The sequence below is a fragment of the Lentzea sp. NPDC005914 genome (assembly GCF_040629405.1).
Taxonomy (GTDB): domain Bacteria; phylum Actinomycetota; class Actinomycetes; order Mycobacteriales; family Pseudonocardiaceae; genus Lentzea.
Genome location: NZ_JBEXVQ010000033.1, coordinates 65,116 through 88,501 on the forward strand (window position 1 = coordinate 65,116; position 23,386 = coordinate 88,501).

Here is a 23,386-nt window from a genome sequence, read left to right on the forward strand (position 1 = left end):
AGCACCGCACGCGCAGTGGGCAGACGTCACCCACGCGTGCACCCGATATCGCTCGATCAGGTCCAGAAGACCGCGACACCCACGTTCAGCACGACCAGCGACGCGGCGGTCGGCAGGAGCCAGGACGGGGCCTTGGGCTTGTTGACGTTGATCGCGACCAGGGCGGCGATGGCCACGAGGACCAGCAGCTTGACGCCGATCTTGATGTGGTCGTACTTCACCGAGTCGACCAGCGGGTCGATGCCGACCAGGGCCAGACCCGTCAGAAGCTGCAGAGCCGAGCCGTGCAGCCAGCCCTTGTTGACCGGCGCGTCCTTGCCGGCCCGGGCCTGCAACATGATCATCGCGACGAGCATGCCCATGCCCAGCAGGTGCAGGAACACCAGCAGCAGGCGTACGAACTCCACAGCGTTTCCTATCGACGTCGAGTGGCCAGGAAACCCCGCACGCCCAGCACCCCGATGATGGTGCCGAACACGAGCGAGGCGATCACGAGCACCAGGTGCACCGTGAAGAAAGCGGTAGGTCCGTTGCTGAACGAACGAGGGTCGTTCCAGATGTTCTTCAGGAACGTGGGCCAGATCACCCACGACCACACTCCGAAAGCCACCAGGAAGAGTGACATCGGGCGCGAGAGCTTCACGTTCACCAGTATCGGACGTGGTGCGTGCAAGACGCTAAACGGGGGTGGATAGCCTGGGGGGCGTGCCCTTCACCAAACGGCTCATCGTCGCCCTGGTCCTAGCAACGGCCACAGCCGCGTTCGCCGCACCGACCGGCACCGCACAGCAGGCCGTCGGCTCGGCGCAGTGCGCGAACCGCGAGACCCCGCCGCCGCCGGTGGACACGTCCGAGCAGCCGGCGCCCGGCCAGAAGGCCCCGCCCGCGCTCGAGGTGCCGGAGAAGCCGATCGGTGGCGACCGGCTGGGCGAGTGCGGTCTGATCCTGCCGCCGAACCAGGCGCAGCCGCCGAGTGGCATCACCGCCACGTCGTGGATGCTCGCCGACATGGACAGCGGCGCGGTCATCGCCGCGTACGACCCGCACGGCCGTCAGCGTCCGGCGAGCGTCATCAAGGTGCTGCTGGCGATGGTCGTCGCCAAGGAACTGCGCGGTGACCTCGTCGTCACCGCCTCCGCCGAGGACACGCAGCAGGAGTGCACCTGCGTGGGCCTCAAGGACGGCGGCCAGTACACGGTCCGCCAGCTGCTGCACGGTCTGCTGCTGACCTCCGGCAACGACGTGGCGCACACCCTGGCCCGTCAGCTCGGCGGCGTCCCGAACGCCCTGCGCAAGATGAACGCCATGGCGAAGGAGCTCGGCGCCCTCGACACTCGCGCCGTGACCCCGTCGGGCCTCGACGCTCCCGGCACCAGCACCTCGGCCTACGACGTCGCCCTGATCTTCCGCGGCGCCATGAAGTACGACGAGTTCGCCCAGGCCGTCAAGCTCCCGCAGGCGCAGTTCCCCGGCCGCAACGGCGGCACGATCATGCTGACGAACGACAACCGCCTGATGGCGAACTACGAGGGCGCGATCGGCGGCAAGACGGGCTTCACCGACGACGCCCAGCACACCTACGTGGGCGCCGCCGAACGCAACGGCCGCCGCCTGGTCGTCGTGCTGCTGCGCGGCCAGCAACAGCCCACGCACATCACCAACCAGGCCGCCAAGCTCCTCGACTACGGCTTCGGCATGGGCCCCGGCGGCGTCGGCAAGCTCGTGGACGGCGCTCCGCAGCCCAAGCCGAACGTCGTCACGACCCAGACCAACGACAACAGCTCCGACACGGCCGCCGCCGACTCGAGCACGAGCCGCCCGACGCCCACGGCGTTCGGCACGGTCGGCCTCCCGATCACGGCGATCGCCGGTGTCGGTCTGCTGGCCGGTCTCTTCCTCTTCATCCGCAACAAGCGCGCCAAGGCGGCAAGGGCACGTCGCCAGGCAGCGCAGGCGCCACAGGGCGTCTGAGAGCTCGACGACGACGGCCCCGGCGCACCTGTGCCGGGGCCGTTTCGCATCCGGGGGGCCGAGTGGAGGCGCGATGAGCCAGGTTCTGCCGAACTACCAGCACATCCGCCCTCTGGCGGTGGTGCGCTGCTCCACGCACGACGACGTAGCGAACGCCCTCGCCTGGTCACGGGAGTCGGGCATCCACATCACCCCGCGCGGCGGCGGGCACTGCTTCGCCGGGCGCAGTTCCACGACCGGGATCGTCCTCGACCTCAGCCCGATGAACGCCGTCTCGGTGCACGACGGCCTCGCCACGATCGGCGCGGGAGCGACGCTGGCCGAGGTGTACGCCGGGCTCGACCGGCACGGCCTGACCCTCCCGGCCGGCTGCGGACCGACGGTCGGCATCGCGGGCCTCACCCTCGGCGGCGGACTGGGACTGCTCGGCCGCCGCTACGGCCTGACGTCGGACCGGTTGCGCGCGGCAGAGGTCGTGCTGCCCGACGGCCGGACGACCGACTGCTCGGACGACCGGGAGCCCGACCTGTTCTGGGCGTTGCGAGGCGCGGGCGGCGGTCAGTTCGGCGTCGTCACGAAGCTCGTCTTCGAGCCGGTCCAGGCGGAGCCGACGACGAGGTTCGTGCTCACCTGGCCGAGGAGCAGAGCAGCCGAAATCCTGGAGAAGTGGCAGGAGATCGCGCCCGACGCCCCGGACGAGCTGAGCGCGAACCTGAAGATCTCCACCCGTGAGGTCACGCTGTTCGGAGCAGGATCGCCTGAGGAGTTCCTCGACCTCGCGCCGGCCACCGCCGACATCGCCACGATGCCGTACCTCGAGCTCAAGCAGTCCTTCGACGATCTCGGCGACCTGGAAGGACAGGTGACCAGCAGGTCCCACTTCTTCCGCCGCCCGATCCCCGCGGACGCTCTGCCCGACGAGCCCGGCCAGGAACTGAACTTCACGCCGATGGGCGGCGCCTACATCCGGATCCGCCCGGCCGCGACCGCGTTCGTCCACCGCGCCGAGCGGTTCCTGGTCGAGCACGCGAGCACCGACGCCGGCTGGGTGCACCGGACGTGGACCGGCCTGCACGAGCACTCGTCGGGTCGCGTGTACCCGAACTTCCCCGACCTGTTCCTGGACGACCCGCTGCCCGCCTACCACGGCGAGAACCTGCAACGCCTCCAGGAGATCAAGAGGCACTACGACCCGGCCGGACTGCTGCACTTCCCGCAGTCCCTCTGATCATCACGGCGGTCGACGCCAGCACCGCGACGATCAGCACCATCGACGCGAGCACCGCGGCGGAGACGCCGAACCGGAAGAACACCGCGCCCAGCAAGGCGACTCCGGCGGTCGCGCCGAGTTGCTGCACCGCGTTCAGCAGGCCGGACGCCCACCCGGTCTCGTCCGGAGCCGCCACCGACAGCGCGTTGCCGAAGAACGGCACTGTGAACATCCCGAGACCGATCCCGGTCACGAGCAGCGGCACCGCGGTGAACGACACCGCGAGCCCCGTCAGGCCGAGCAGCACCAGCAGCAGTCCCGCACGCATCACCCGCGGCCCGAACCGCGGCACGAGCACGGACCCCGTCACCCACGACCCGAGCGCGAGCCCGGAAGACCACGGCAGCAGCGTGAGCGCGGCACCCGCCGGCGTCCTGCCCTCCCGCAGCTGCAGGAACAGCACCAGCACGAACACCAGCCCGTTCATCACCGCGAAGAACAGCAGCGACCCGGCCAGTGACGCGGGAAACACCCGGCCCCGCAACAACCCGCCCAACCCCGGCCTGCCCGCAGCGCGGTCCTCGCGAATCAACGGAGTGGCCGCCAGCACGACCAGGCCGAGCGGCACGTTGAGCAGGAACACCGACTGCCAGCCGAACGCCTCGGTCAGCAACCCGCCCAGAACCGGCCCGCACAACGCGGACAACGCCATGACGGGCCCGATCGTCCCCAGCGCCTTGGGCACCTCGTCGCCGGAGAACATGGCACGGATCAGGCCGAACGTCTGCGGGATGATCAGTGCGGCCGAAGCGCCCTGCACCGCACGCGCCGTCAGCAGCACCGCCACGTGCGGCGCCCACGCGCACAACACCGAGCACAGCACGAAAACGAGCATCCCGATCACCAACACCCGCCGGCGTCCCAGCACATCTCCGAGCCGGCCACCGGCGATCAGCAGCAGCCCGAACGGCAGCGTGTAGCCGTTGGTGAGCCACTGCAACGCCGTGTCGCTCATCGACAACGAGACACGCACAGCGGGTGCCGCGATCGGCATCACCGTGCTGTCGAACAGGTTCATCGCCTCGGCGAGCAACAGGGCGGCAAGCGCCGGCCACCGCCAGCGGTAGGGCTGTGTCATGTACGCGAAACTAGGATTCCAAGACTCGATCAACCGCATACCAGGCCAGATCTGACGGATAATGCCAAGCATGAACCTCGACGATCTCGATCGAGCCGTCCTCCACGCGCTGCACGTCGACGGCCGCGTCCAGTTCAACCACGTCGCGGCGGTGCTCGGTACGTCACCGCAGACCGTCGCCAGGCGCTACCGCAAGCTCAGGGAGAACGGCGCGCTGCGAGTCGTCGGCATGATCGACGCGCGCAAGGTCGGACAGGTCGAATGGTTCCTGCGACTGGGCTGCACCCCGGACGCGGCGCTGAAGGTCGCGAAGGCGCTCGCCCAGCGCCCGGACACGTCGTGGGTGCAGCTCACCTCGGGCGGCACCGAGATCTCCTGCGTCATCCGGGCCGCCAACGCACCGGAAGCGCTGCTGCTGCACCAGCTTCCGAACACCCCGAAGGTCGTGTCGGTGTCCGCGCACTGCCTGCTGAGGTCGTTCGTCGGCGGTCCGGTCGGCTGGGCGGGCCGCGCGGACGTGCTCTCCCACGACCAGATCGCCCGTCTCACGCCGTCGTTCGACCAGACCGAGTCCGAAGTGGACGAAGGCCTGCTCGCCGCCCTGCGCCACGACGGCCGCACGACGTTCGCCGACCTCGCCACGGCCACGGGGTGGTCCGAACCGACCGTGCGCCGCCGGGTCAACCACCTGCGCGCCGCCGGAGTCCTCTACTTCGACGTCGACGTGGACCCCGTCGCACTCGGCTTCACGGCGATGGCGGTCCTGTGGATGTCGGTGCGGCCGAACCGGCTCGTGAGCGTCGCGGAAGCCCTTGCACGGCAACCGGAAGTCGCGCTGGCGGCGATCACCACCGGCCCGGCGAACGTGCTCGCGAAGGTCGTGTGCCGCGACATCGACGCGCTCTACGCGTACCTGACCGAACGGGTCGCCACGATCGAGGGCATCGACCGGATGGAGACCGCGCCGGTCATCCGCACCGTCAAACGAGCCGGGTGAACGCGAAAGCGCCGCGCCCCCAACGGGAACGCGGCGCTCTCCGACGCAGAACGACTCAGACGCGCTTGAACAGCAGCGCCCGCTTCACTTCCTGGATCGCCTTCGTGACCTGGATGCCACGCGGGCAGGCATCGGTGCAGTTGAACGTGGTCCGGCACCGCCACACGCCGTCGATGTCGTTGAGGATGTCGAGCCGCTCCTCAGCGCCCTCGTCACGCGAGTCGAAGATGAACCGGTGCGCGTTCACGATCGCGGCGGGCCCGAAGTACGAGCCCTCCGACCAGTACACCGGGCACGACGTGGTGCAACAGGCGCACAGGATGCACTTCGTGGTGTCGTCGAAGCGCTCGCGGTCGGCGGCCGACTGGATCCGCTCGCGCGTCGGCTCGTTGCCGTACGTCACGAGGTACGGCTTGACCGCGCGGAACGCCTCGAAGAAGGGCTCCATGTCGACGAGCAGGTCCTTGTTCACCGGCAGGCCCTTGATGGGCTCGATGGTGATCGTGGTGTGCTTGTCGCCCTTCTGCAGCAGGTCCTTCAGCAGGACCTTGCACGCCAGGCGGTTCACGCCGTTGATGCGCATGGCGTCCGAGCCGCAGATGCCGTGGGCGCAGGAACGCCGGAAGGTCAGCGTGCCGTCCACGTACCACTTGATGTGGTGCAGCAGGTTCAGCACGCGGTCCGACGGCAGCGCGGGGATGTCGAACGAGTCCCAGCGCGGCTCGTCGTCGAACTCCGGGTTGAACCGGCGGATCTTGACGGTCACCGTGACAGCGCCGTCCGGAACCGGCGGCTGCGAGCCGCGCGAGCCAGAAGTGGTTTCAGCGGTGGCGGTCATCAGTACTTGCGCTCCATCGGCTTGTACCGGGTAAAGGTGACGGGCTTGTAGTCCATGCGGATGTCCGCGGTCAGACCGTCGCCCTGCTTGTAGAACATGCTGTGGCGCATGAAGTTCGTGTCGTCGCGGTTCGGGTAGTCCTCGCGGGCGTGACCGCCGCGGGACTCCTTGCGCTCGAGTGCGCCGTGCACGAGGACCTCGGCCAGCTCCAGCAGGAAGCCGAGCTCCACGGCCTCCAGCAGGTCCGTGTTGAAGCGCTTGCCCTTGTCCTGCACCTGGATGTGCGCGTAGCGCTCCTTCAGGGCCTGGACGTCGTGCAGTGCCTTCTTCAACGTGTCCTCGGTGCGGTACACGGACGCGTTGGCGTCCATGGTGGCCTGCAGCTCGGTGCGGATGTCCGCGACGCGCTCCTGGCCGTGGTCCGAGAGAACGAGAGCGACCTGGGCCTCGACGGCAGCAGCCGGGTTCTCCGGCAGGTCGACGTGGGAGTCACGCGACAGCGCGTACTCGGCGGCGGCGATGCCCGCGCGGCGGCCGAACACGTTGATGTCCAGCAGCGAGTTCGTGCCGAGGCGGTTCGCGCCGTGCACGGAGACGCAGGCGCACTCACCGGCGGCGTAGAGACCGGGAACGACGTTGTCGTTGTCCCGCAGCACCTCGCCGTGGATGTTCGTCGGGATGCCACCCATCGCGTAGTGCGCGGTCGGGTACACCGGGACGGGCTCGACGACCGGGTCGACCGCCAGGTACGTGCGGGCGAACTCGGTGATGTCGGGCAGCTTGGTCTCGAGGACCTCGGCGCCCAGGTGCGTGCAGTCGAGCAGCACGTAGTCCTTGTTCGGGCCGGCGCCACGGCCTTCCAGCACCTCGAGAGCCATCGAACGGGCCACGATGTCGCGCGGCGCCAGGTCCTTGATGGTCGGGGCGTAGCGCTCCATGAACCGCTCACCCGAGGCGTTGCGCAGGATCGCGCCCTCACCGCGGGCACCCTCGGTCAGCAGGATGCCGAGACCCGCGAGGCCGGTCGGGTGGAACTGGTAGAACTCCATGTCCTCCAGGGGCAGGCCCTTGCGGAAGACGATGCCCATGCCGTCACCGGTCAGCGTGTGGGCGTTCGACGTGGTCTTGAAGACCTTGCCGAATCCACCGGTCGCGAACACGACGGACTTGGCCTGGAAGACGTGGATCTCGCCGGTCGCGAGCTCGTAGGCGACGGCGCCGGTGCAGACCGGGCCGTTCTCCGTCTCGGTCAGGCAGATGTCGAGCACGTAGAACTCGTTGAAGAACTCGATGCCGTGCTTGACGCAGTTCTGGTACAGCGTCTGGAGAATCATGTGACCGGTGCGGTCCGCGGCGTAGCAGGCGCGGCGCACGGCGGCTTCACCGTGGTTGCGCGTGTGCCCGCCGAACCGGCGCTGGTCGATCTTGCCCTCGGGCGTGCGGTTGAACGGCAGGCCCATCTTCTCGAGGTCGAGAACGGCGTCGATCGCCTCCTTCGCCATGATCTCGGCGGCGTCCTGGTCGACCAGGTAGTCGCCGCCCTTGATCGTGTCGAAGGTGTGCCACTCCCAGTTGTCCTCCTCGACGTTGGCGAGGGCGGCGCACATGCCGCCCTGGGCCGCGCCGGTGTGGGAACGAGTGGGGTAGAGCTTGGTGAGCACCGCGGTGCGGGCGCGCTGGCCGGACTCGATCGCCGCGCGCATTCCGGCACCACCAGCGCCGATGATGATCACGTCGTACTTGTGGAACTGCATTGTGGTGGGCTCCCCGCGCGGGTCAGTTCGAGATGTTCGGGTCGAAGGTGAAGATCACGAACGTGCCGAGCGAGACGATCAGCACCATCGAGACGTAGAGCAGCATCTTCAACCAGAACCGGGTGGAGTCCTTGCGGGCGTAGTCGTTGATGACCGTCCGCACGCCGTTGCCGCCGTGGATCTGCGCGAGCCAGAGCATCGCGAGGTCCCAGAACTGCCAGAACGGGGACGCCCAGCGGCCGGCGACGAAACCGAAGTTGATCTTGTGCACGCCGCCGTCGAGGATGTTCATGATGAACAGGTGGCCCAGGACCAGGACCACGAGCAGCAGGCCCGAAAGGCGCATGAACAGCCAGCTGTAGAGCTCGCCGTTGCTGCGACGGGCCGCGGGGCGGCGCGGCTGGCGGGGCTTGTCGAGTGCGAGAGACATGGTCAGTGACCCCCAACCAGGTCGGAGATCGTGCGCTCCATCATGAAGTAGAAGCCGGGGATCATCACGACGACCCAGACGGCCAGCACGGTCCAGAGCATGACCCGCTGGTACTTGGCGCCCTTCTCCCAGAAGTCGACCAGCATGACCCGGATGCCGTTCAGCGCGTGGTAGAGCACCGCGCCGACGAGGCCGACCTCGAAGAGGTTGACGATCGGGTTCTTGTAGGTCTCGATCACCGAGTCATACGCGTTCGGTGACACGCGCACGAGCGCCGTGTCGAGCACGTGGGTGAAGAGGAAGAAGAACGTGAGGACACCGGTGATCCGGTGGGCGACCCAGGACCACATGCCCAGATCTCCGCGGTAGAGCGTCCCACCCCCTCGGGTGGTGCCCGACCGCTCGGGTGCGCCTGCGCTGGTCATGCGCCGCGGCCTCCAACGTCAGTGGTGGTGGTCGGTGAACAGTCCGACCATGACCGGGAAATGCTAGTCCCGCACGTCGGAGGTGACCCAGCAGGCGCACCCGCTGTGTGACTGATGAGACACGCTGTCGATCGCCCAAGCGGTCTTGATCGATACCGAAATGCGGTCCACGCCACAAACGGGCGTTCGTACCGGGAATCGAACCCGGGAGAGGAAAGAGGACGGCGGCCTGGACCTCCGCCTTGGTCCGGGCCGCCGTCGTCGGCAAGGGCACTTGCCACCCTCTACACGACCGGCACCCGGCGAACGGTTCACCATTGCGGCGAAGAAGTTTCGTCGAATGCCGAAGCGCAGGTCAGCGGCGGTCGGCCGGATGAAATTTCCAAGTCAGCGTCGCGGCAGCGTCTCAGTTGATGCTGAAGCCATGGGGAGGGAGCTGCCGCCGGGCGGACCGGTCGCGGGGATGTCGTCCGCGCTGGAGCGCTGGGCACGACGCGCGGAACTGCGCCGTTTGGACGACGATCAGTGCGGGGAAGCGGCTGAAGAGGACGTTTCGCCACGCGCCGAACACGAGTGATCACCACTGGTACGGCCAAAGCGTCGAATGCGTAACCGATAGGGGTCTTTGTAGGTGCTGGCCGCAACGAGCTTGGTTACTAAGAGGTACGGTGCGCCGTCTAGAACCCAACAACGTCGTTGGGGAGGAACCTCAGGGAGGAGACGAGCCGTGCGTCGTCGTATGCGTGGTGTCGCGGTCGCCGCGATCGCGTTGACCAGCGTGATGACTATGGCCGCCTGCGCGAAGGACTCGGGTGGCGGGAGCAACAACTCGAACACCGGCAGTGGGGCCGCTTGCGAGTTCGCTTCGCCTCCCGCAGCGCCTACTACTTCGAACACCAGCGCCGCCAACGGTGACAAGGTGGACGGCAGTGCGCTGAAGGTCGGTCTGGCCTACGACATCGGTGGCCGAGGCGATGCGTCGTTCAACGACTCCGCCGCCGCCGGTCTCGACAAGGCGCTCACCGACATGGGCATCAAGAAGGAGAACACGCGCGAGCTCTCCGCCGCCCCGAACGAGGACGAGTCGGCCAAGCAGACCCGTCTGCGCCAGCTCGCGTCCGAGGGCTTCAACCCGATCGTCGGTGTCGGCTTCGCCTACGCCGAGTCGATGAAGCTCGTCGCCGCGGAGTTCCCGAACGTCAAGTTCGGCCTGGTCGACTCGGCCGTCGAGGGTGCGGCCAACGTGACGCCGCTGCTGTTCGCCGAGCAGGAGGGTTCCTTCCTCGCCGGTGTCATCGCCGCGTACCAGAGCAAGAAGTGCCACGTGGGCTTCGTCGGCGGCGTCGAGATCCCGCTGATCCAGAAGTTCGAGGCCGGCTACTTCCAGGGTGCCAAGGCCGCCGCGCCGAAGATCCAGATCGAGAAGAAGTACATCACCCCGGCCGGTGACTTCACCGGTTTCCAGGACGCCCCGAAGGGTCAGGAAGCCGCGAAGGGCCAGATCGACAAGGGTGCCGACGTCATCTACCAGGCCGCGGGCGCGTCCGGTAAGGGCATCTTCTCGGCAGCCAAGCAGGGTGGCGTGCTGGCGATCGGCGTCGACTCCGACCAGTACAACCAGGCGACCGTCGCCGACACCAAGGACGTCATCGTGTCGTCCATGCTCAAGCGTGTCGACGTCGCGGTCTACGACTACATCCGGGCCGTCGCCAAGAACGACCTCGCGTCGCTGCCGAAGGTCTTCGACCTGAAGGTCAACGGTGTTGGTTACGCCACCTCGGGTGGCAAGATCGACGCGAAGCTTCAGGGTGTCCTCGAGGGCTACAAGGCCCAGATCATCGAGGGCAAGATCAAGGTCGCGGACAAGCCGTAGTCCGTCAGTCCGCTAGTCGCTCGCACGTCCGGGCCCTGTGAGGATCTGCCCTCACAGGGCCTGGTGCGTGGTAGGAGGAGCACTCGACGATGAGCAGTTCCACGTCCGTACGGACGGACGATCCCCCCGCGGTGGTGCTCACCGGCATCACCAAGCGATTCCCCGGTGTGGTCGCCAACAGCGACGTCCACCTGACCGTCCGCCGTGGCGAGGTACATGCCCTGTGCGGTGAGAACGGTGCGGGCAAGTCCACCCTGATGAAGATCCTCTACGGCATGCAGGCGCCGGACGAGGGCACCATCGAGGTGGGCGGCGAGCAGGTGCGGTTCCGCACCCCCGCGGACGCCATCAAGGCCGGTATCGGCATGGTGCACCAGCACTTCATGCTCGCCGACAACCTGACCGTCCAGGAGAACGTCGTCCTGGGCGCGGAGGCGTTGCACGGCATCGGCCAGAAGGCCCGCAGGCGCATCATCGAGCTCTCCGGCAGGACCGGGCTCAACGTCGACCCCGGCGTGCTGGTCGAGCAGCTCGGTGTCGCGGACCGCCAGCGCGTCGAGATCCTCAAGGTGCTCTACCGCGGCGCCAAGGTGATCATCCTGGACGAGCCGACCGCCGTGCTCGTGCCGCAGGAGGTCAACGAGCTCTTCGACACCGTCCGCGGCATGCAGGAGCAGGGCTACACGTTCCTGTTCATCTCGCACAAGCTCGACGAGGTCCGCGCGATCGCGGACTCGGTCACGGTGATCCGCCGCGGCACGACCGTGGGCAGCGCGGACCCGAAGACCGTGTCGTCGCGTCAGCTCGCCGAGATGATGGTCGGCAGCGAGCTCCCCAGCCCGGAGACCCGCGAGTCCACCGTCACCGACACGGTCGTGCTGGACGTCAGGGGCCTGAAGCTGCTCACCCCCGACGGCTCGCGGTCGATCCTCGACGACGTCGACCTGGTGGTCCGTTCCGGCGAGGTCGTCGGCATCGCCGGTGTCGAGGGCAACGGCCAGACCGAGCTCGTCGAGACGATCATGGGCATGCGCAAGGCCGGCAGCGGCACGATCACGTTGCAGGACAAGGACCTCACGAAGCTGGGCACGCTCGGCCGGCGCGAGGCGGGCATCGGGTACATCCCGGAGGACCGTCACCGCCACGGCCTGCTGCTCACGCAACCTCTTTGGTACAACCGGATCCTCGGCTACCAGACCCGCAAGCCGACGGCGAAGGGCATCTGGCTCGACACCGACGGCGCCAAGCAGGACACCGAGCGGATCGTGTCGGAGTTCGACGTCCGCACGCCCGGCATCGACGTGCCGGCGGCCGCGCTTTCCGGTGGTAACCAGCAGAAGCTCGTCGTGGGCCGCGAACTGTCCGGCGACCCGGTGCTGCTCATCGCGTCGCACCCGACCCGCGGTGTCGACGTCGGCGCGCAGGCGTTGATCTGGGACGAGATCAAGCGCGCGCGTGCCGCCGGTCTCGCCGTGCTGCTGATCTCCGCCGACCTGGACGAGCTGATCGGCCTGTCGGACACGATCAAGGTCATGCTGCGCGGCCGCCTGGTGGCCGACGCCGACCCGAACACCGTCACGCCCGAGGACCTCGGCAGCGCGATGACGGGTGCGGGCAGTACGAGCGCAGCGGTCCAGGAGACCGCTGTCGTTGAGGAAGGCGAGAACTGATGGGGCACCTGCGCGGCAAACTCCTGCCGCCCGCGTTGGCGATCGTCTTCTCACTGCTGTTGTGCGGTGTCGCGCTCATCATCTCCGGCGCGAACCCGCTCAGCGCGTTCGGTGCGATGGTGACGCAGGTCGGCAAGGGCACGACGCTCGTCGACATCATCAACTCGACGGGCATCTACTACATCGCGGCTCTTGCGGTGGCGATCGGGTTCCAGATGAACCTGTTCAACATCGGTGTCGAGGGCCAGTACCGCGTCGCGGCCGTCGTCGCGGCGGTGGTCGGTGGCTCGATCGCGTTGCCGCCGGGCATCCACACGCTGGTGATCATCATCGTCGGCGCTTTGGCGGGTGCTGCCTGGGCCGCGATTCCCGCGATCCTCAAGGTGACCCGCGGTGTCAACGAGGTCATCTCGACGATCATGATGAACGGCCTGGCGATCGGCTTCTCCGCCTACCTGATCCGCCGCGACGTCTTCGGTGAGCTGCGGGGCAACAACATCCGCACGCCCGAGATCCCGTCGAGCGGCTGGATGCCCGGCATCTCGTTCGGTGGCGGCGGCACGATGTTCGGCTTCCTGTTCGTGGCCATCGCGCTGGGCGTCGGCTACTGGATCATGATGAACCGCACCAGGTTCGGCTTCGAGCTGCGGGCGTCCGGCGAGTCCTCGACCGCCGCGTCGGCCGGTGGCGTGAACGCCAAGAAGATGGTGCTGGTGTCGATGCTGCTCTCCGGTGCCATCGCGGGTCTGATCGGACTGCCGGAGATGCTCGGCCGCGACCACACGTTCAGCCTCAACTTCACCGCGGGCATCGGCTTCTCCGGCATCGCGATCGCGCTGCTCGGCCGCAACCACCCCGGTGGCATCGCGTTCGGCGCGCTGCTGTGGGCGTTCCTCGACAAGTCGGGTCTCGCGCTCGACAACGTCGGTGTGCCAAGGGAGATCGTCACCATCATGCAGGGCTCGATCGTCCTGTCGGTCGTCGTCGCGTACGAGGTGGTGCGCCGCGTCGAGCTCGCCTCCGAACAGCGTCGCGTCGGCCGTGAGCTCGGAACTGTCGGAGGTGCCGCGTGATCACGACGATGGAGGAGAAGCCGCACGTCCCGGCGGCGCCTCGCAAGCGCAAGATCCCCGGCTGGGCCGTCGGCATGCTCGGTGTCGCGGGCGCGATCGTGCTGTTGTCGGTCACCTCGTACCAGACCGGTTTCCTGCAGCTGACGTCTTCCGGCACGACCCAGACCGCGGTTCGCCTGGCGCTGCCGATCCTGCTCGCCGGCCTCGGTGGTCTGTGGTCGGAACGCGCCGGTGTGGTCAACATCGGCCTCGAAGGCATGATGATCATGGGCACCTGGGGCGCGGCGTGGGCCGGCTACCAGTGGGGTCCCTGGGCGGCCCTGGTCTCCGCGGTCGTGTTCGGCGCGTTGGGTGGTCTGCTGCACGCGATCGCCACCGTGTCGTTCGGCGTCAACCACATCGTCTCCGGTGTGGCGATCAACCTGCTCGGCGCCGGTCTGACGAAGTACCTGTCGACGCTGGTGTTCTTCCCGATCTCGCACAACCCGCGCCAGTCGCCGCCGATCCAGCCGTTCGACACGTACTCGGCGGCGGGCTTCGCGGACTGGCTCGGTGAGCTGGAGTCCGGTCAGCGCTTGATCATCTCGGACGTCGCGGGCATCCTGCGCGGCCTCGTCACCGGTGTCTCGCCGCTGACGATGCTGACGATCCTGCTCGTGCCGCTGTCGTACTACCTGTTGTGGCGCACCCGCTTCGGCCTGCGTCTGCGCTCGGTCGGCGAGAACCCGCACGCCGCGGACTCGCTGGGCGTGAAGGTGTACTTCCACAAGTACGTGGCCGTGATCGTCTCCGGTGGTCTCGCCGGTCTGGGCGGCGCGGCTCTGGTGCTGAACCCCGGCCAGCTGTCCTATCTGGAGGGTCAGACGGGCGGTCGCGGCTTCATCGGCCTCGCCGCCATGATCTTCGGCAACTGGCGTCCGGGCGGCCTTCTGGGTGGCGCGGCACTGTTCGGTTACGCCGACGGCCTGCAGCTGCGTTCGGGCGGCGAAACGGTGCTGGCGCTGGTCTACGGCGTGGTGCTGCTTCTCGGCGTGATCGTGGTGTGGCAGCTCATCCGCCAGAAGTGGTTCTCTGCGGCGGCCGCGATCGTGGTGGCCGTGCTGCTGTACCTGCTGTACATCAGCCTCGACGAGATCCCCGGCGAGTTCGTGTCCTACGCCCCGCACATGGTGACGCTGGCCGTGCTGGCCGTGGCGTCGCAGCGGTTGCGGATGCCGGCCGCCGACGGTGTGGTCTACCGCCGTGGCTGAGATCGACTGGGACCTGCTCCGGGCACGGGCGGTGGAAGCGGCGTCGTTCGCCCACTGCCCGTACTCGGGGCTTCAGGTCGGTGCGGCGGCGTTGTGCGACGACGGCCGCATCGTGACCGGGTGCAACGTCGAGAACGCCTCTTATGGTCTTGGGCTCTGCGCGGAGTGCACCATGGTCGGCCAACTGCGGCTGACAGGTGGTGGCCGCCTGGTCGCCGTCGCCTGCCGCAGCGGCTCCGGTGAGCTGCTGATGCCGTGCGGGCGGTGCCGCCAGGTGATCTACGAGTTCGGCGGGCGTGCGTGCCTGGTCGACACCGCGCGCGGCCCGTTGCCGATGACCGAGGTGCTGCTCGACGCGTTCGGACCGGAGGATCTGCCATGAGTTTCTCGGCTGTGGACGTCATTCGCGCCAAGCGCGATGGCGCTGTTCTCTCGGATGCGCAGATCGACTGGGTGATCGACGCCTACACGCACGGTGCCGTCGCGGACGAGCAGATGTCCGCGCTGGCGATGGCGATCTTCTTCAACGGCATGACCGCCGCGGAGACCGCGCGCTGGACGCAGGCGATGATCTCGTCGGGTGAGCGGTTGTCGTTGCACGTCTCACGCCCGACCGTGGACAAGCACTCGACCGGTGGCGTCGGCGACAAGATCACGCTGCCGCTGGCGCCCCTGGTCGCGGCCTGTGGTGCCGCTGTTCCGCAGTTGTCTGGACGCGGACTGGGCCACACCGGCGGAACCCTGGACAAGCTGGAGTCGATCCCGGGCTGGCGTGCGGCACTGTCCACTTCGGAGATTCTTTCGCAGCTGTCTTCCGTTGGTGCCGTCATTTGTGCTGCCACCGAAGGACTTGCTCCGGCTGACCGCAAGCTCTACGCGTTGCGCGACGTCACCGGTACCGTCGAGGCGATTCCGCTGATCGCGTCCTCGATCATGTCGAAGAAGATCGCGGAAGGCGCCGAGTCGCTCGTTCTGGACGTGAAGGTCGGCTCCGGGGCCTTCATGAAGGACCTGGCTTCCGCTCGTGCTCTGGCCGAGGCCCTGGTGGCGATCGGTGTCGAGCACGGGGTTCGGATTTCGGCGCTGCTGACGGACATGTCGGTGCCTCTGGGCCGCGCGGTCGGCAATGCGGTCGAGGTGGCCGAGTCCGTCGAGGTGTTGCGCGGTGGCGGACCTGCTGACGTCGTCGAGCTGACCGTGGCTCTGGCCGCGGAGATGCTGTCGCTGGCGGGGATCTCCGCTGATCCGGCCGCCGTTCTGGCTTCGGGTGAGGCTTACGAGACGTGGGCGCGGATGATCCGGGCCCAGGGCGGCGATCCCGAGGCTCCGTTGCCGGTCGCCTCACATCGCCACGTCGTCGAGGCACCCGCGTCGGGTGTGCTGTCCAGTTTGGACGCTTACGCGGTCGGTGTGGCCGCGTGGCGCCTCGGTGCGGGGCGGGCGCGCAAGGAGGACCCGGTGCAGGCCGGAGCCGGTGTGCTCTGCCTGGCCAAGCCCGGTGATGTCGTTGCGGAGGGCCAGCCGTTGCTGGAGCTCTACACCGACACTCCGGACGCCGTCCCCGCTGCTTTGTCCACGTTGGACGGTGCCTTCACCATCGGCGGCGAGGTGTCCACCGGTTCGCTGGTGATCGACACCATCCGCGGTTAACCGACGAGCGTTCCGGCCAGCGGTGCGCGGTCCTGCTTCCACACCACGCACAGCACCTCCTGACGGCCAGGGGTGGTGGGGTCGTTGTACGCCTTCCACTCCTGCTCCGTCGGGACGAGTCCGGTGAAGCCGAGGGCCTGGTTCGTCTGCGGCAAGGCCTTGAACTGCTCGGTGCAGTACTTGGTGGCGAAGTCGGCTAGCCACTTCGTGCCGGGGTAGGCGGTGTCCTTCGGCTTGTCCCACAAGGGCGTGGCGGCGGAGAACTGCTGAATTCCGTGCGGCTTGTCGCACGGCACGCTCGCGGGCACCGGCGATCCCTGCGTCAGGAAGTCCTTCGCGCACTCCGTGCCGGTGAGGTTCCAGCCCGGCACGTCCCCACTGCGCCCGAACGTGGCGATCCGCCGCGACGGCAACGGGGCCCCGACCGGCAGCTGCGATGCCTCGGTCCACTCGTCGGAGTTCTGCTCGGTGGTGGGTGCGCTGTTGCTGGTGGTCGTGTTCTTCGGCTTGAAGGCCTGGTACCCGGCGAACGCGGCACCTGCCAGGACGGCGACACCGAGCACTGCCGCGGCGATCTTGATGCCCGTGTTCTTATTGTGCTGCACCGGAACCGTTGCTCGTCCCTGCACGATCGCGGTGAGCGCGGCTTTCGCCTGGGGTGCGGTCATCCTGCGCGCCGGGTCGACCGTGAGCAGCCCGCGAATCACCTGTGCGAGTGCCGGCGAGGCCCGGTGCAGCACAGGCGGTTCGTTCATGATCGCGTGCAACGTGGACGCCGTGGAGGTCCGCTCGAACGGGCTGATGCCCTCCACCGCGTGGGCGATGGTGACCCCGAGCGCCCACAGGTCCGACGCGGGCGAGGCCTCCCAGCCGCTGAGCCGGTCCGGCGACATGTACGCGGGCGAGCCGACGATCCCGCCGTTTGTGGTGAGTCTGGGGTCGTCGACGGCTTGAGCGATGCCGAAGTCCGTGAGCTTCACCGCGCCGTCGGGCCGCACCATGATGTTGCTGGGCTTGACGTCCCGGTGCACGATGCCCGCAGCGTGCGCCGCCTCGAGAGCGTTGAGCGTCTGCAGCGCGATGCCGGCCATCCAGGTCGAGTCGCGTGGCCCGTGCCGTTGGACGATGGTCGCCAGGTCGGCCGCGTCCACCAGTTCCATCGCGAGGAAGGTGCGGTCGTTCTCCCGCACGACGTCGTACACCGTCACCACCGCCGGGTGGTTCAGCCTGCCCGCGGTGCGCGCCTCACGGAGCATGCGCTCCTCGAGGACGGTGCGTTCCTGCGGGGAGATGCCGTTCGGAGGGTGCAGCTCTTTGAGTGCCACGGCCCGGCCCAGCAGCTGGTCCTGGGCGCGCCACACGACACCCATCGCGCCGCGGCCCAGCTCGGCGAGTAGTGCGTAGCGGTTGGCGATGACTCGCTGGTGCACGAACTATCCCTTCTGGACGCCCCCAGATTTCCGCGAGCATAGCCACGGGTGTGTGAGCGCTCTCGCCATGGTCACGTGTGGCGGGCTGAGGTGGTTCGAGCGTGTGGGCTGGAGCACAGGGCAGACGTGGCCGCGGACGCGAAACGGCCCCGGAGCTCGGAAGCTCCGGGGCCGTTCACAGGTGGTGCGGGACGGTCAGGCGCCCTCGGCCGCCAGGTCGTCGTCGTCCATGTCCTTGCCGCCGTTGGCCGGCTTCGGGCCACCGTTCTTGCGGGTGCGGCGCTGCGGGCGGGGCAGCGCGGTGGGCGGCGGGGGCGGGGTCGGGGAGCCGCCGCCGAGGATGAGCTCGGCGAAGGTGGCCATGGCCTCGTCCAGCTGGCCGCCGATGCGCAGTTCGGACTCCTGGTTCGACTTGCGGACCAGGGACTGCAGCGAGTCGGCGTCCGGGCGGGCGCCGACGGTCTCGGCGACCTTGGACAGGCTCGTCTCGACCGAGCCGCCGAGCTCGGTGATGCGGGCCGCGAAGCCGTCCTCGACCTTGTCCAGGCGGTCGGTCATCGTGTCGAGCTTCGAGGTGACCTGCTCCAGGCGGCCGGCGAGGGCCTCCAGGCGGTCGGCCGCGTCGACCTGGTCGCGGGACTGCTCGATGGCCGCGTACAGGGCTGTGCGGGCCTCGTCCAGCTTGCCGTTGACGGTCTCGCGGGTGTCGGCGACCGCGGACGTCAGCTCGGCGCGGGTCTCGGCCAGCGAGGACGCCAGTGCGTCGCGGGTCTCGGCGACCGTGCCGGCCAGCTGACCGCGGGTCTCCGCCACGGCGCCGGACAGCTCGGTGCGGGTCTCGGCCAGTGCGCCGGACAGCTGGTCGTGGCGCTCGGTGGCGGCGGTGATCAGCTTCTCGCGGCTGTCCGTGATCGCGCCGGCCAGCTCCCCGCGGCTGTCGGAGATCGCGGAGATCAGCTCGGCGCGGGTGGCGGCCAGCGAGTCGCGGGACTCGTCGGCGCGGCCGTGCAGGCCAGAGAAGGAGTCGGCGAGGATCTTCTGCAGGGCCTCGCGCGTGCCGTCGAGGTGCTCGTGCACGCCCTCGTCGACCTCGTCGAGACGGCCGCGCAGGGCGGCTTCGAGAGCCTCGATGCGCTCGCGCAGCGGGTTGGTCACGGCGCCCGGGATCGCGTCGACCTTGCCGTCCTGCTTGTCCAGGTGACCGTCGAGGTCGTCGATGCGCTTGTGGATGCTCGAGAGCTTGTCCTCGAGACCGTCCATGCGGCCCGCGACACCTTCGAAGCGGCCGGCGACGCCGTCGAGGCGGCCGTCCAGCTGGGCGAAGGGCTTGGCGAGCTTGTCCACCAGGGCGTCGACCGCGCGACCGATGTCGGCGACGGCGTTGTCCTGGGCCTCCAGCTTGGCGAGGGCTTCGTCCAGCCGCTCCGCGAGAACGCTGACCTCGGTGCGGTCCGGCAGCTCCGACAGGCGCTTGCGGACCGAACCCAGCGACTCCAGAGGCGACATTCGGGCGTGGATCTCGTCCAGCGCGTCGAAGATCTGCTGCTGCTCGCTCTCACGGATCTCGGCGGCGCGCGTGAGCATGTTGCGCATGCGATCGAAGGACATCGTGGAGTTGTTGTTCTCTGTCACGGCTGAGTGCCTTCGTCCAGGGGAGGGGGAGACCACGGAAGCCTATCCGCGTCACGTGACGACTCTGTACCACCCCCGCCAGAAAACGGCCGGGTGCGGACGGGCGACTGGCCCGATCAGGCTACCGGATTACTCTGAACGCCAAGTTACTGGCCGGAAGCGGCCAGTTGCGACCGGTGATGTTCCTACCTTGGGGTGACTAAAGCCTCGGCGTGGTTGCAGAAAGTTGTGATCACGGATCGGCAACGTCCGTGAACCAGCAAGTGATCATAGCGGGAGCAAGATCAATTTGGCCAGCACTGAAGCGGCGTGTCGTCTGAAGTAACGTGTAGCAATGTCCACGCCGCTTTCCTTGGAGACCATCCGCAGCGCGCCGAAGGTGCTGCTGCACGACCACCTCGACGGTGGCCTCCGCCCGCAGACGGTGATCGAACTCGCCGATGCCTCCGGCTACCAGGGCCTGCCCACCACAGACGCGGGCGTCCTGGGCGGCTGGTTCCGCGACAACGCCAACTCCGGTTCGCTCGTGCGATACCTGGAAGGCTTTGCCCACACGTGCGGAGTCATGCAGGACGAGGCCTCCCTCGTCCGCGTCGCCGCCGAGGCGGTCGAAGATCTCGCGGCGGACGGCGTCGTCTACGCCGAGATCCGCTACGCGCCTGAGTTGTTCGTGGAGAAGGGCCTCTCGCTCGAGCAGATCGTCGAAGCCGTCCAGGAGGGCTTCCGCGTCGGTTCCGCCCGCGTGGCCGAGACCGGCCGCAAGATCCGCGTCGGCACCCTGCTCTGCGCCATGCGCCAGAACGAGGGCTGGCTGCGCATCGCCGAGCTCGCCGTCCGCTACCGCGACCTCGGCGTCGTCGGGTTCGACATCGCGGGCCCCGAGGCCGGCTTCCCTCCCACCAGGGGCCTCGACACGTTCGAGTACCTGCGCCAGCAGAACGCGCACTTCACCATCCACGCCGGTGAGGCGTTCGGCCTGCCGTCCATCTGGGAGGCGATCCAGCACTGCGGTGCCGAACGCCTCGGCCACGGCGTGCGGATCGTCGACGACATCAAGGTCTCCGGCGACGGCACCGTCCAGCTGGGCCGCCTGGCCGCGTACGTCCGCGACCGCCGCATCCCGCTGGAGATGTGCCCGACCTCGAACCTGCAGACCGGCGCCGCTCAGTCGATCGCCGACCACCCGATCGGCCTGCTCGCCAAGCTGCGGTTCCGCGTCACCGTCAACACCGACAACCGCCTGATGAGCGACTGCACCCTGTCGAGCGAGTTCGCCACGCTGGTCGACACGTTCGGCTACGGGTGGGCCGACCTGCAGTGGTTCACGATCAACGCCATGAAGTCGGCGTTCATCGGGTTCGACGAGCGGCTCGCGATCATCAACGAGCTGGTCAAGCCGGGCTACGCGGCGCTCACCGCGTAGCCGCTTGCGCTGAGGCTCTCGCCACGCGCGATTGGTCGCGTACCAGCGGATGGTGTCCGGGACGCCGGTTTCGGGGTTGGCGTCCGGGTGCCGCCGTGCTACCGCGTGGCCCAAGCGCTCTCGTCGATGGGGCTGAGCCGCTGCAACGGTTCCCGCCAAGCGCGGTTGGCCGCGTACCAGCGGATGGTGTCCCGGACACCGGTTTCGGAGTCGGCGTCCGGGTGCCGCCGTGCTACCGCGTGGCCCAAGCGCTCTCGTCGATGGGGCTGAGCCGCTGCAACGGTTCCCACCACGCCCGGTTGGCCGCGTACCAGCGGATGGTGTCCCGGACACCGGCCTCGAAGCCGATCTCCGGGCGCCATCCGAGTTCGCGGCCGCCTGCGTACCAGCAACATGGGCGTGCCCCGGCCGCTCCGGCGACACCTACTACGTCCTCGGCAGCCTGCACCAAGGCAACTTCCCGTTCGCCGCGGTGAGCTACCGGGTTCGTTGAGCGCCAACGAAAAAGGGCCACCCCGCGGGGTGGCCCTTTTTCGTGTGATCAGTTGGAGTTGAGCCGGTCCTCGAACGCGGCCTGCAGCTCGCGGAACTTGGCCACCTCGGCGTCGTACGGAGCGGACGGCGCGAGACGCGTCGGGTCGGGCGACACGACGAACGACACCAGCCAGCCCAGCGACTCGGACGAGGCCAGCGCGTCCTTCACGGACTCGTCGTCGGCCCAGTCGGCCGCGTCCTCGAACAGTTCGACGGCGAGGTCGAGCTGGTGCGGGTCGAGGGCGTCGGGGCCCTCCTCCATGTCCTCGGCGATGCCGGTCAGCACGTAGACGTTGTCGTCGTCCACGTCGACGTCGAGCTCACCCGCGGTGGCCTTGACCTTGACGTCGTTCCACGTCGCGACGTCGGCGAGGTCGTGGTCGTCGTTCTCGGCCACGAACCGGCTCAGGCCGCGCTGCGAGGTGAAGACCTCGATCTTGCCGCGACGGCCCAGGAACACCGGGTCCTCGTCGAGGTAGCAGCGCAGCGTGTAGAACTCGCCGGCCGAAGTGATGATCTTGACGGGGTCGATGCCGACCTCGGTCCAGAAGCCAGCGGGCTCGTCCTCGCCGGACTCCTCGTCGTCCGAACCGGCGGCGTCGACGGCGGCCGCGGCGGTCTCGGCCTCGAGGGCGGCGAGCTCCTCCTGGGCGACGGAGAGCTGCTTCTCCGGGACGTCCGGCGTGCTCACGACGCTGTCGATCGCGTCGAGCACCTCGTCCCACTTCTCGGAGACGACCTCGGACAGCTCGTCCCACAGCTTCGCGCCGTCACGGCCGCTGAACGGCAGCGTGCCCTGTGGCAGCAGGGAGAAGCCCTCGGCGCTGTCGAGCACCTCGTGGACCTTCTCCAGGTCGCAGACGTCCGCGAGCGCGCGAACGATCGCGATGACGTCGGCCAGCTCGCCGATCGTCCAGGTGTCCGGGTCCTCGGCGATCAGCTCAGGCACGCCGACGAGGTCGAACTGGTGGTTGTCGTCCGGCGAGAGGTCCGCGACGCCCAGCGACGGCACGACCGGCCACGCTGGGTGATCGGTGAGGTCGTGCTCCTCCGCGGTGCGGACGAAGGCGGCGAGATGCGCGGCGTCGGGGAAGACGAACAGGTCTTCCTCGTCGCCGAGGAACGCCTCCCACTCCTCGCCCTTCTCGCGCCAGCGGGGTGCCCACAGCGTGACGACGTCACCCTGCGTCAGCCCCAGCTCGATGGGGACGATGTCCTGCGCCATCCTGACCTCCCGGTCACGCCTGCCTGATGCCGTGGGCGAGCCTAACGGTGCTGATCACCGGCGCCCAAAGGGGTTCTCGAAGAACGCGTCCTCGTCGGGGTCGTCGACGAACGGCGTCCTGGGCCGCCGCTCCCCAGTTGCCTCGGGAGCTGCGGATTTCGGGGGCACGACGGGGTTCCACGTCGACCGGAAGGGGGAGTCTCCCACGATCGACTCGACGTCGATCGCCATTCCGTCGCCCAGCGCCAGTGCCATCTTGTTGAAGCTCGTCTGCACGGCCGCGTTGGTCGCGAGCCGCACGGTCTCCGTGACGACCTCGCCGACGGCTTTCGCGCCTTGCTGCAGCAACGCCGGGTGCAGGTGCAACGCCCTGATCTCGCCCTTCGCGGACGCGGTGACCATGCACAGCCCGTTCGGGTGCTCGACCGTCTCCGCGGTCCGCGCGAGGTCGCTCTGCAGCTGTTCGGTCGCCTGCATGCGCTCTTCGTTCACCGCCGCCACCCGAGCTCGTCCTCGTCCTGCTCGCGCGCGAAGCCCAGCTCCGTCAGCTCCCGCGGGTCCACGACCCGCTCCAGCGTCTGGTGCAGCCTGCTCGACGCGTCGCGCTGCGCCTTCTCGGCGATCCGCATGATCTCGGCGGCCAGCCCCTGAGGGCCCATCCGCAGCGCCGCCGCACTCACCGCGATCTGCTGCGGGGGACCACCGGGCGTGGCGACGACCGTCACGGCACCGTCCGGTGAGGACGCTCGTCCCGTGATGGGACCACTGCGCGCGACGTGCTGCGACACGGCCTGCTCGACATCGCGCACCTTGCTCGCGGCGCGCTCGACGTCGTCGTCCACCTGATCACCCCCTACTGCGAC

The 23,386-nt window shown here is 68.5% G+C and carries 23 protein-coding genes and 1 pseudogene; 11 read left to right on the forward strand and 13 right to left on the reverse strand.

The genetic code is table 11. The annotated features are described in order from the left end of the window. Positions 1–56: 56 nt before the first annotated feature. Positions 57–407: a hypothetical protein gene (locus ABZ345_RS35765; RefSeq protein WP_359858835.1), complete on the reverse strand. Its 351-nt coding sequence runs from the start codon at positions 405–407 to the stop codon at positions 57–59. Between the two features lie 8 nt (positions 408–415). Next, entirely contained in the window at positions 416–643 is a 228-nt protein-coding gene (locus tag ABZ345_RS35770) for a hypothetical protein (RefSeq protein WP_359858837.1), read from the reverse strand. A gap of 62 nt (positions 644–705) precedes the next feature. On the opposite strand from ABZ345_RS35770, the gene ABZ345_RS35775 reads away from it, so the two are divergent. Together ABZ345_RS35775 and ABZ345_RS35780 are read left to right on the forward strand one after the other, a co-directional pair. Beyond that, a complete protein-coding gene (locus ABZ345_RS35775) occupies positions 706–1,971 on the forward strand; it encodes a D-alanyl-D-alanine carboxypeptidase family protein (RefSeq protein WP_359858839.1) in 1,266 nt (421 codons plus the stop codon). Between the two features lie 73 nt (positions 1,972–2,044). Then, entirely contained in the window at positions 2,045–3,199 is a 1,155-nt protein-coding gene (locus ABZ345_RS35780) for an FAD-binding oxidoreductase (RefSeq protein WP_359858841.1), read from the forward strand. Here ABZ345_RS35780 and ABZ345_RS35785 read toward each other — a convergent pair. Further along, positions 3,147–4,319: an MFS transporter gene (locus ABZ345_RS35785; RefSeq protein WP_359858843.1), complete on the reverse strand. Its 1,173-nt coding sequence runs from the start codon at positions 4,317–4,319 to the stop codon at positions 3,147–3,149. The genes ABZ345_RS35780 and ABZ345_RS35785 overlap by 53 nt on opposite strands. Before the next feature lie 70 nt (positions 4,320–4,389). Here ABZ345_RS35785 and ABZ345_RS35790 point away from each other — a divergent pair, with 70 nt between their 5' ends. Continuing rightward, positions 4,390–5,316 (forward strand): Lrp/AsnC family transcriptional regulator, encoded by a 927-nt coding sequence (locus ABZ345_RS35790; RefSeq protein ID WP_359858845.1) that lies wholly within the window; start codon positions 4,390–4,392, stop codon positions 5,314–5,316. 55 nt (positions 5,317–5,371) lie between these two features. Here ABZ345_RS35790 and ABZ345_RS35795 read toward each other — a convergent pair whose 3' ends face one another. Genes ABZ345_RS35795 through sdhC form a run of 4 tightly spaced genes read right to left on the reverse strand, consistent with a single transcriptional unit; the run spans position 5,372 to position 8,763 of the window. Next, positions 5,372–6,154 (reverse strand): succinate dehydrogenase iron-sulfur subunit, encoded by a 783-nt coding sequence (locus ABZ345_RS35795; RefSeq protein ID WP_359858846.1) that lies wholly within the window; start codon positions 6,152–6,154, stop codon positions 5,372–5,374. Then, entirely contained in the window at positions 6,154–7,908 is a 1,755-nt protein-coding gene (gene sdhA, locus ABZ345_RS35800; RefSeq protein ID WP_359858848.1) for a succinate dehydrogenase flavoprotein subunit, read from the reverse strand. Before sdhA ends, ABZ345_RS35795 begins: the two co-directional genes overlap by 1 nt. Positions 7,909–7,930: 22 nt before the next feature. Next, positions 7,931–8,344 carry a succinate dehydrogenase hydrophobic membrane anchor subunit gene (locus ABZ345_RS35805; RefSeq protein ID WP_156213255.1) on the reverse strand — a complete coding sequence of 138 codons (414 nt, stop codon included), beginning with the start codon at positions 8,342–8,344 and terminating at the stop codon, positions 7,931–7,933. Beyond that, entirely contained in the window at positions 8,341–8,763 is a 423-nt protein-coding gene (sdhC, locus tag ABZ345_RS35810; RefSeq protein WP_359858850.1) for a succinate dehydrogenase, cytochrome b556 subunit, read from the reverse strand. The genes ABZ345_RS35805 and sdhC overlap by 4 nt, the downstream gene beginning before the upstream one ends. Before the next feature lie 424 nt (positions 8,764–9,187). Between sdhC and ABZ345_RS35815 the strand changes: the two genes are divergently transcribed. The 7 genes from ABZ345_RS35815 to ABZ345_RS35845 all read left to right on the forward strand — a co-directional run bounded on the left by ABZ345_RS35815 (position 9,188) and on the right by ABZ345_RS35845 (position 16,279). Then, positions 9,188–9,340, forward strand: coding sequence for a hypothetical protein (locus ABZ345_RS35815; RefSeq protein WP_359858852.1), 153 nt, complete (start codon positions 9,188–9,190; stop codon positions 9,338–9,340). Between the two features lie 162 nt (positions 9,341–9,502). Continuing rightward, the gene (locus tag ABZ345_RS35820) at positions 9,503–10,636 is read left to right on the forward strand and encodes a BMP family ABC transporter substrate-binding protein (RefSeq protein WP_359858941.1); all 1,134 of its coding nucleotides are present in this window, start codon (positions 9,503–9,505) and stop codon (positions 10,634–10,636) included. Between the two features lie 89 nt (positions 10,637–10,725). Continuing rightward, entirely contained in the window at positions 10,726–12,306 is a 1,581-nt protein-coding gene (locus ABZ345_RS35825) for an ABC transporter ATP-binding protein (protein WP_359858854.1), read from the forward strand. Continuing rightward, entirely contained in the window at positions 12,306–13,379 is a 1,074-nt protein-coding gene (locus ABZ345_RS35830; RefSeq protein ID WP_359858856.1) for an ABC transporter permease, read from the forward strand. Before ABZ345_RS35825 ends, ABZ345_RS35830 begins: the two co-directional genes overlap by 1 nt. 8 nt (positions 13,380–13,387) lie before the next feature. Further along, complete coding sequence (locus tag ABZ345_RS35835; protein ID WP_359858942.1) at positions 13,388–14,629, forward strand: ABC transporter permease; 1,242 nt, start codon at positions 13,388–13,390, stop codon at positions 14,627–14,629. Continuing rightward, positions 14,622–15,011, forward strand: a complete 390-nt coding sequence (locus ABZ345_RS35840) for a cytidine deaminase (protein WP_359858858.1) — start codon at positions 14,622–14,624, stop codon at positions 15,009–15,011. Before ABZ345_RS35835 ends, ABZ345_RS35840 begins: the two co-directional genes overlap by 8 nt. Beyond that, a complete protein-coding gene (locus ABZ345_RS35845; RefSeq protein WP_359858860.1) occupies positions 15,008–16,279 on the forward strand; it encodes a thymidine phosphorylase in 1,272 nt (423 codons plus the stop codon). The genes ABZ345_RS35840 and ABZ345_RS35845 overlap by 4 nt, the downstream gene beginning before the upstream one ends. On the opposite strand, the gene ABZ345_RS35850 is transcribed toward ABZ345_RS35845, so the two are convergent. Together ABZ345_RS35850 and ABZ345_RS35855 are read right to left on the reverse strand one after the other, a co-directional pair. Further along, on the reverse strand, positions 16,276–17,709 hold the full coding sequence (locus ABZ345_RS35850) for a serine/threonine-protein kinase (RefSeq protein WP_359858862.1): 1,434 nt from the start codon (positions 17,707–17,709) through the stop codon (positions 16,276–16,278). The genes ABZ345_RS35845 and ABZ345_RS35850 overlap by 4 nt on opposite strands. A 195-nt stretch (positions 17,710–17,904) precedes the next feature. Continuing rightward, entirely contained in the window at positions 17,905–19,317 is a 1,413-nt protein-coding gene (locus tag ABZ345_RS35855) for a hypothetical protein (RefSeq protein ID WP_359858864.1), read from the reverse strand. A gap of 358 nt (positions 19,318–19,675) precedes the next feature. Between ABZ345_RS35855 and ABZ345_RS35860 the strand changes: the two genes are divergently transcribed. After that, on the forward strand, positions 19,676–20,764 hold the full coding sequence (locus ABZ345_RS35860) for an adenosine deaminase (protein WP_359858866.1): 1,089 nt from the start codon (positions 19,676–19,678) through the stop codon (positions 20,762–20,764). A 232-nt stretch (positions 20,765–20,996) separates the two neighbouring features. On the opposite strand, the pseudogene ABZ345_RS35865 reads toward ABZ345_RS35860, so the two are convergent. From ABZ345_RS35865 to ABZ345_RS35880, 4 genes and pseudogenes are all read right to left on the reverse strand, one after another. After that, a pseudogene (locus tag ABZ345_RS35865) lies at positions 20,997–21,134 on the reverse strand (dTDP-glucose 4,6-dehydratase); the annotation flags it as partial. A 171-nt stretch (positions 21,135–21,305) separates the two neighbouring features. Continuing rightward, positions 21,306–22,523, reverse strand: coding sequence for a primosomal protein (locus ABZ345_RS35870; protein ID WP_359858868.1), 1,218 nt, complete (start codon positions 22,521–22,523; stop codon positions 21,306–21,308). A gap of 54 nt (positions 22,524–22,577) precedes the next feature. Beyond that, positions 22,578–23,015, reverse strand: a complete 438-nt coding sequence (locus ABZ345_RS35875) for a YbaB/EbfC family nucleoid-associated protein (RefSeq protein ID WP_359858870.1) — start codon at positions 23,013–23,015, stop codon at positions 22,578–22,580. After that, a complete protein-coding gene (locus ABZ345_RS35880) occupies positions 23,012–23,365 on the reverse strand; it encodes a hypothetical protein (RefSeq protein WP_359858872.1) in 354 nt (117 codons plus the stop codon). The genes ABZ345_RS35875 and ABZ345_RS35880 overlap by 4 nt, the downstream gene beginning before the upstream one ends. Positions 23,366–23,386 lie beyond the last annotated feature (21 nt).

Coding starts and splice junctions, on each gene's coding strand:
- ABZ345_RS35780 (WP_359858841.1), top strand. CDS start 2,045: ATGAGCCAGGTTCTGCCGAACTACCAGCACATCCGCCCTCTGGCGGTG.
- ABZ345_RS35785 (WP_359858843.1), bottom strand. CDS start 4,319: ATGACACAGCCCTACCGCTGGCGGTGGCCGGCGCTTGCCGCCCTGTTG.
- ABZ345_RS35790 (WP_359858845.1), top strand. CDS start 4,390: ATGAACCTCGACGATCTCGATCGAGCCGTCCTCCACGCGCTGCACGTC.
- ABZ345_RS35795 (WP_359858846.1), bottom strand. CDS start 6,154: ATGACCGCCACCGCTGAAACCACTTCTGGCTCGCGCGGCTCGCAGCCG.
- sdhA (WP_359858848.1), bottom strand. CDS start 7,908: ATGCAGTTCCACAAGTACGACGTGATCATCATCGGCGCTGGTGGTGCC.
- sdhC (WP_359858850.1), bottom strand. CDS start 8,763: ATGACCAGCGCAGGCGCACCCGAGCGGTCGGGCACCACCCGAGGGGGT.
- ABZ345_RS35815 (WP_359858852.1), top strand. CDS start 9,188: ATGGGGAGGGAGCTGCCGCCGGGCGGACCGGTCGCGGGGATGTCGTCC.
- ABZ345_RS35820 (WP_359858941.1), top strand. CDS start 9,503: ATGCGTGGTGTCGCGGTCGCCGCGATCGCGTTGACCAGCGTGATGACT.
- ABZ345_RS35825 (WP_359858854.1), top strand. CDS start 10,726: ATGAGCAGTTCCACGTCCGTACGGACGGACGATCCCCCCGCGGTGGTG.
- ABZ345_RS35830 (WP_359858856.1), top strand. CDS start 12,306: ATGGGGCACCTGCGCGGCAAACTCCTGCCGCCCGCGTTGGCGATCGTC.
- ABZ345_RS35835 (WP_359858942.1), top strand. CDS start 13,388: ATGGAGGAGAAGCCGCACGTCCCGGCGGCGCCTCGCAAGCGCAAGATC.
- ABZ345_RS35845 (WP_359858860.1), top strand. CDS start 15,008: ATGAGTTTCTCGGCTGTGGACGTCATTCGCGCCAAGCGCGATGGCGCT.
- ABZ345_RS35855 (WP_359858864.1), bottom strand. CDS start 19,317: ATGTCCTTCGATCGCATGCGCAACATGCTCACGCGCGCCGCCGAGATC.
- ABZ345_RS35860 (WP_359858866.1), top strand. CDS start 19,676: ATGTCCACGCCGCTTTCCTTGGAGACCATCCGCAGCGCGCCGAAGGTG.
- ABZ345_RS35870 (WP_359858868.1), bottom strand. CDS start 22,523: ATGGCGCAGGACATCGTCCCCATCGAGCTGGGGCTGACGCAGGGTGAC.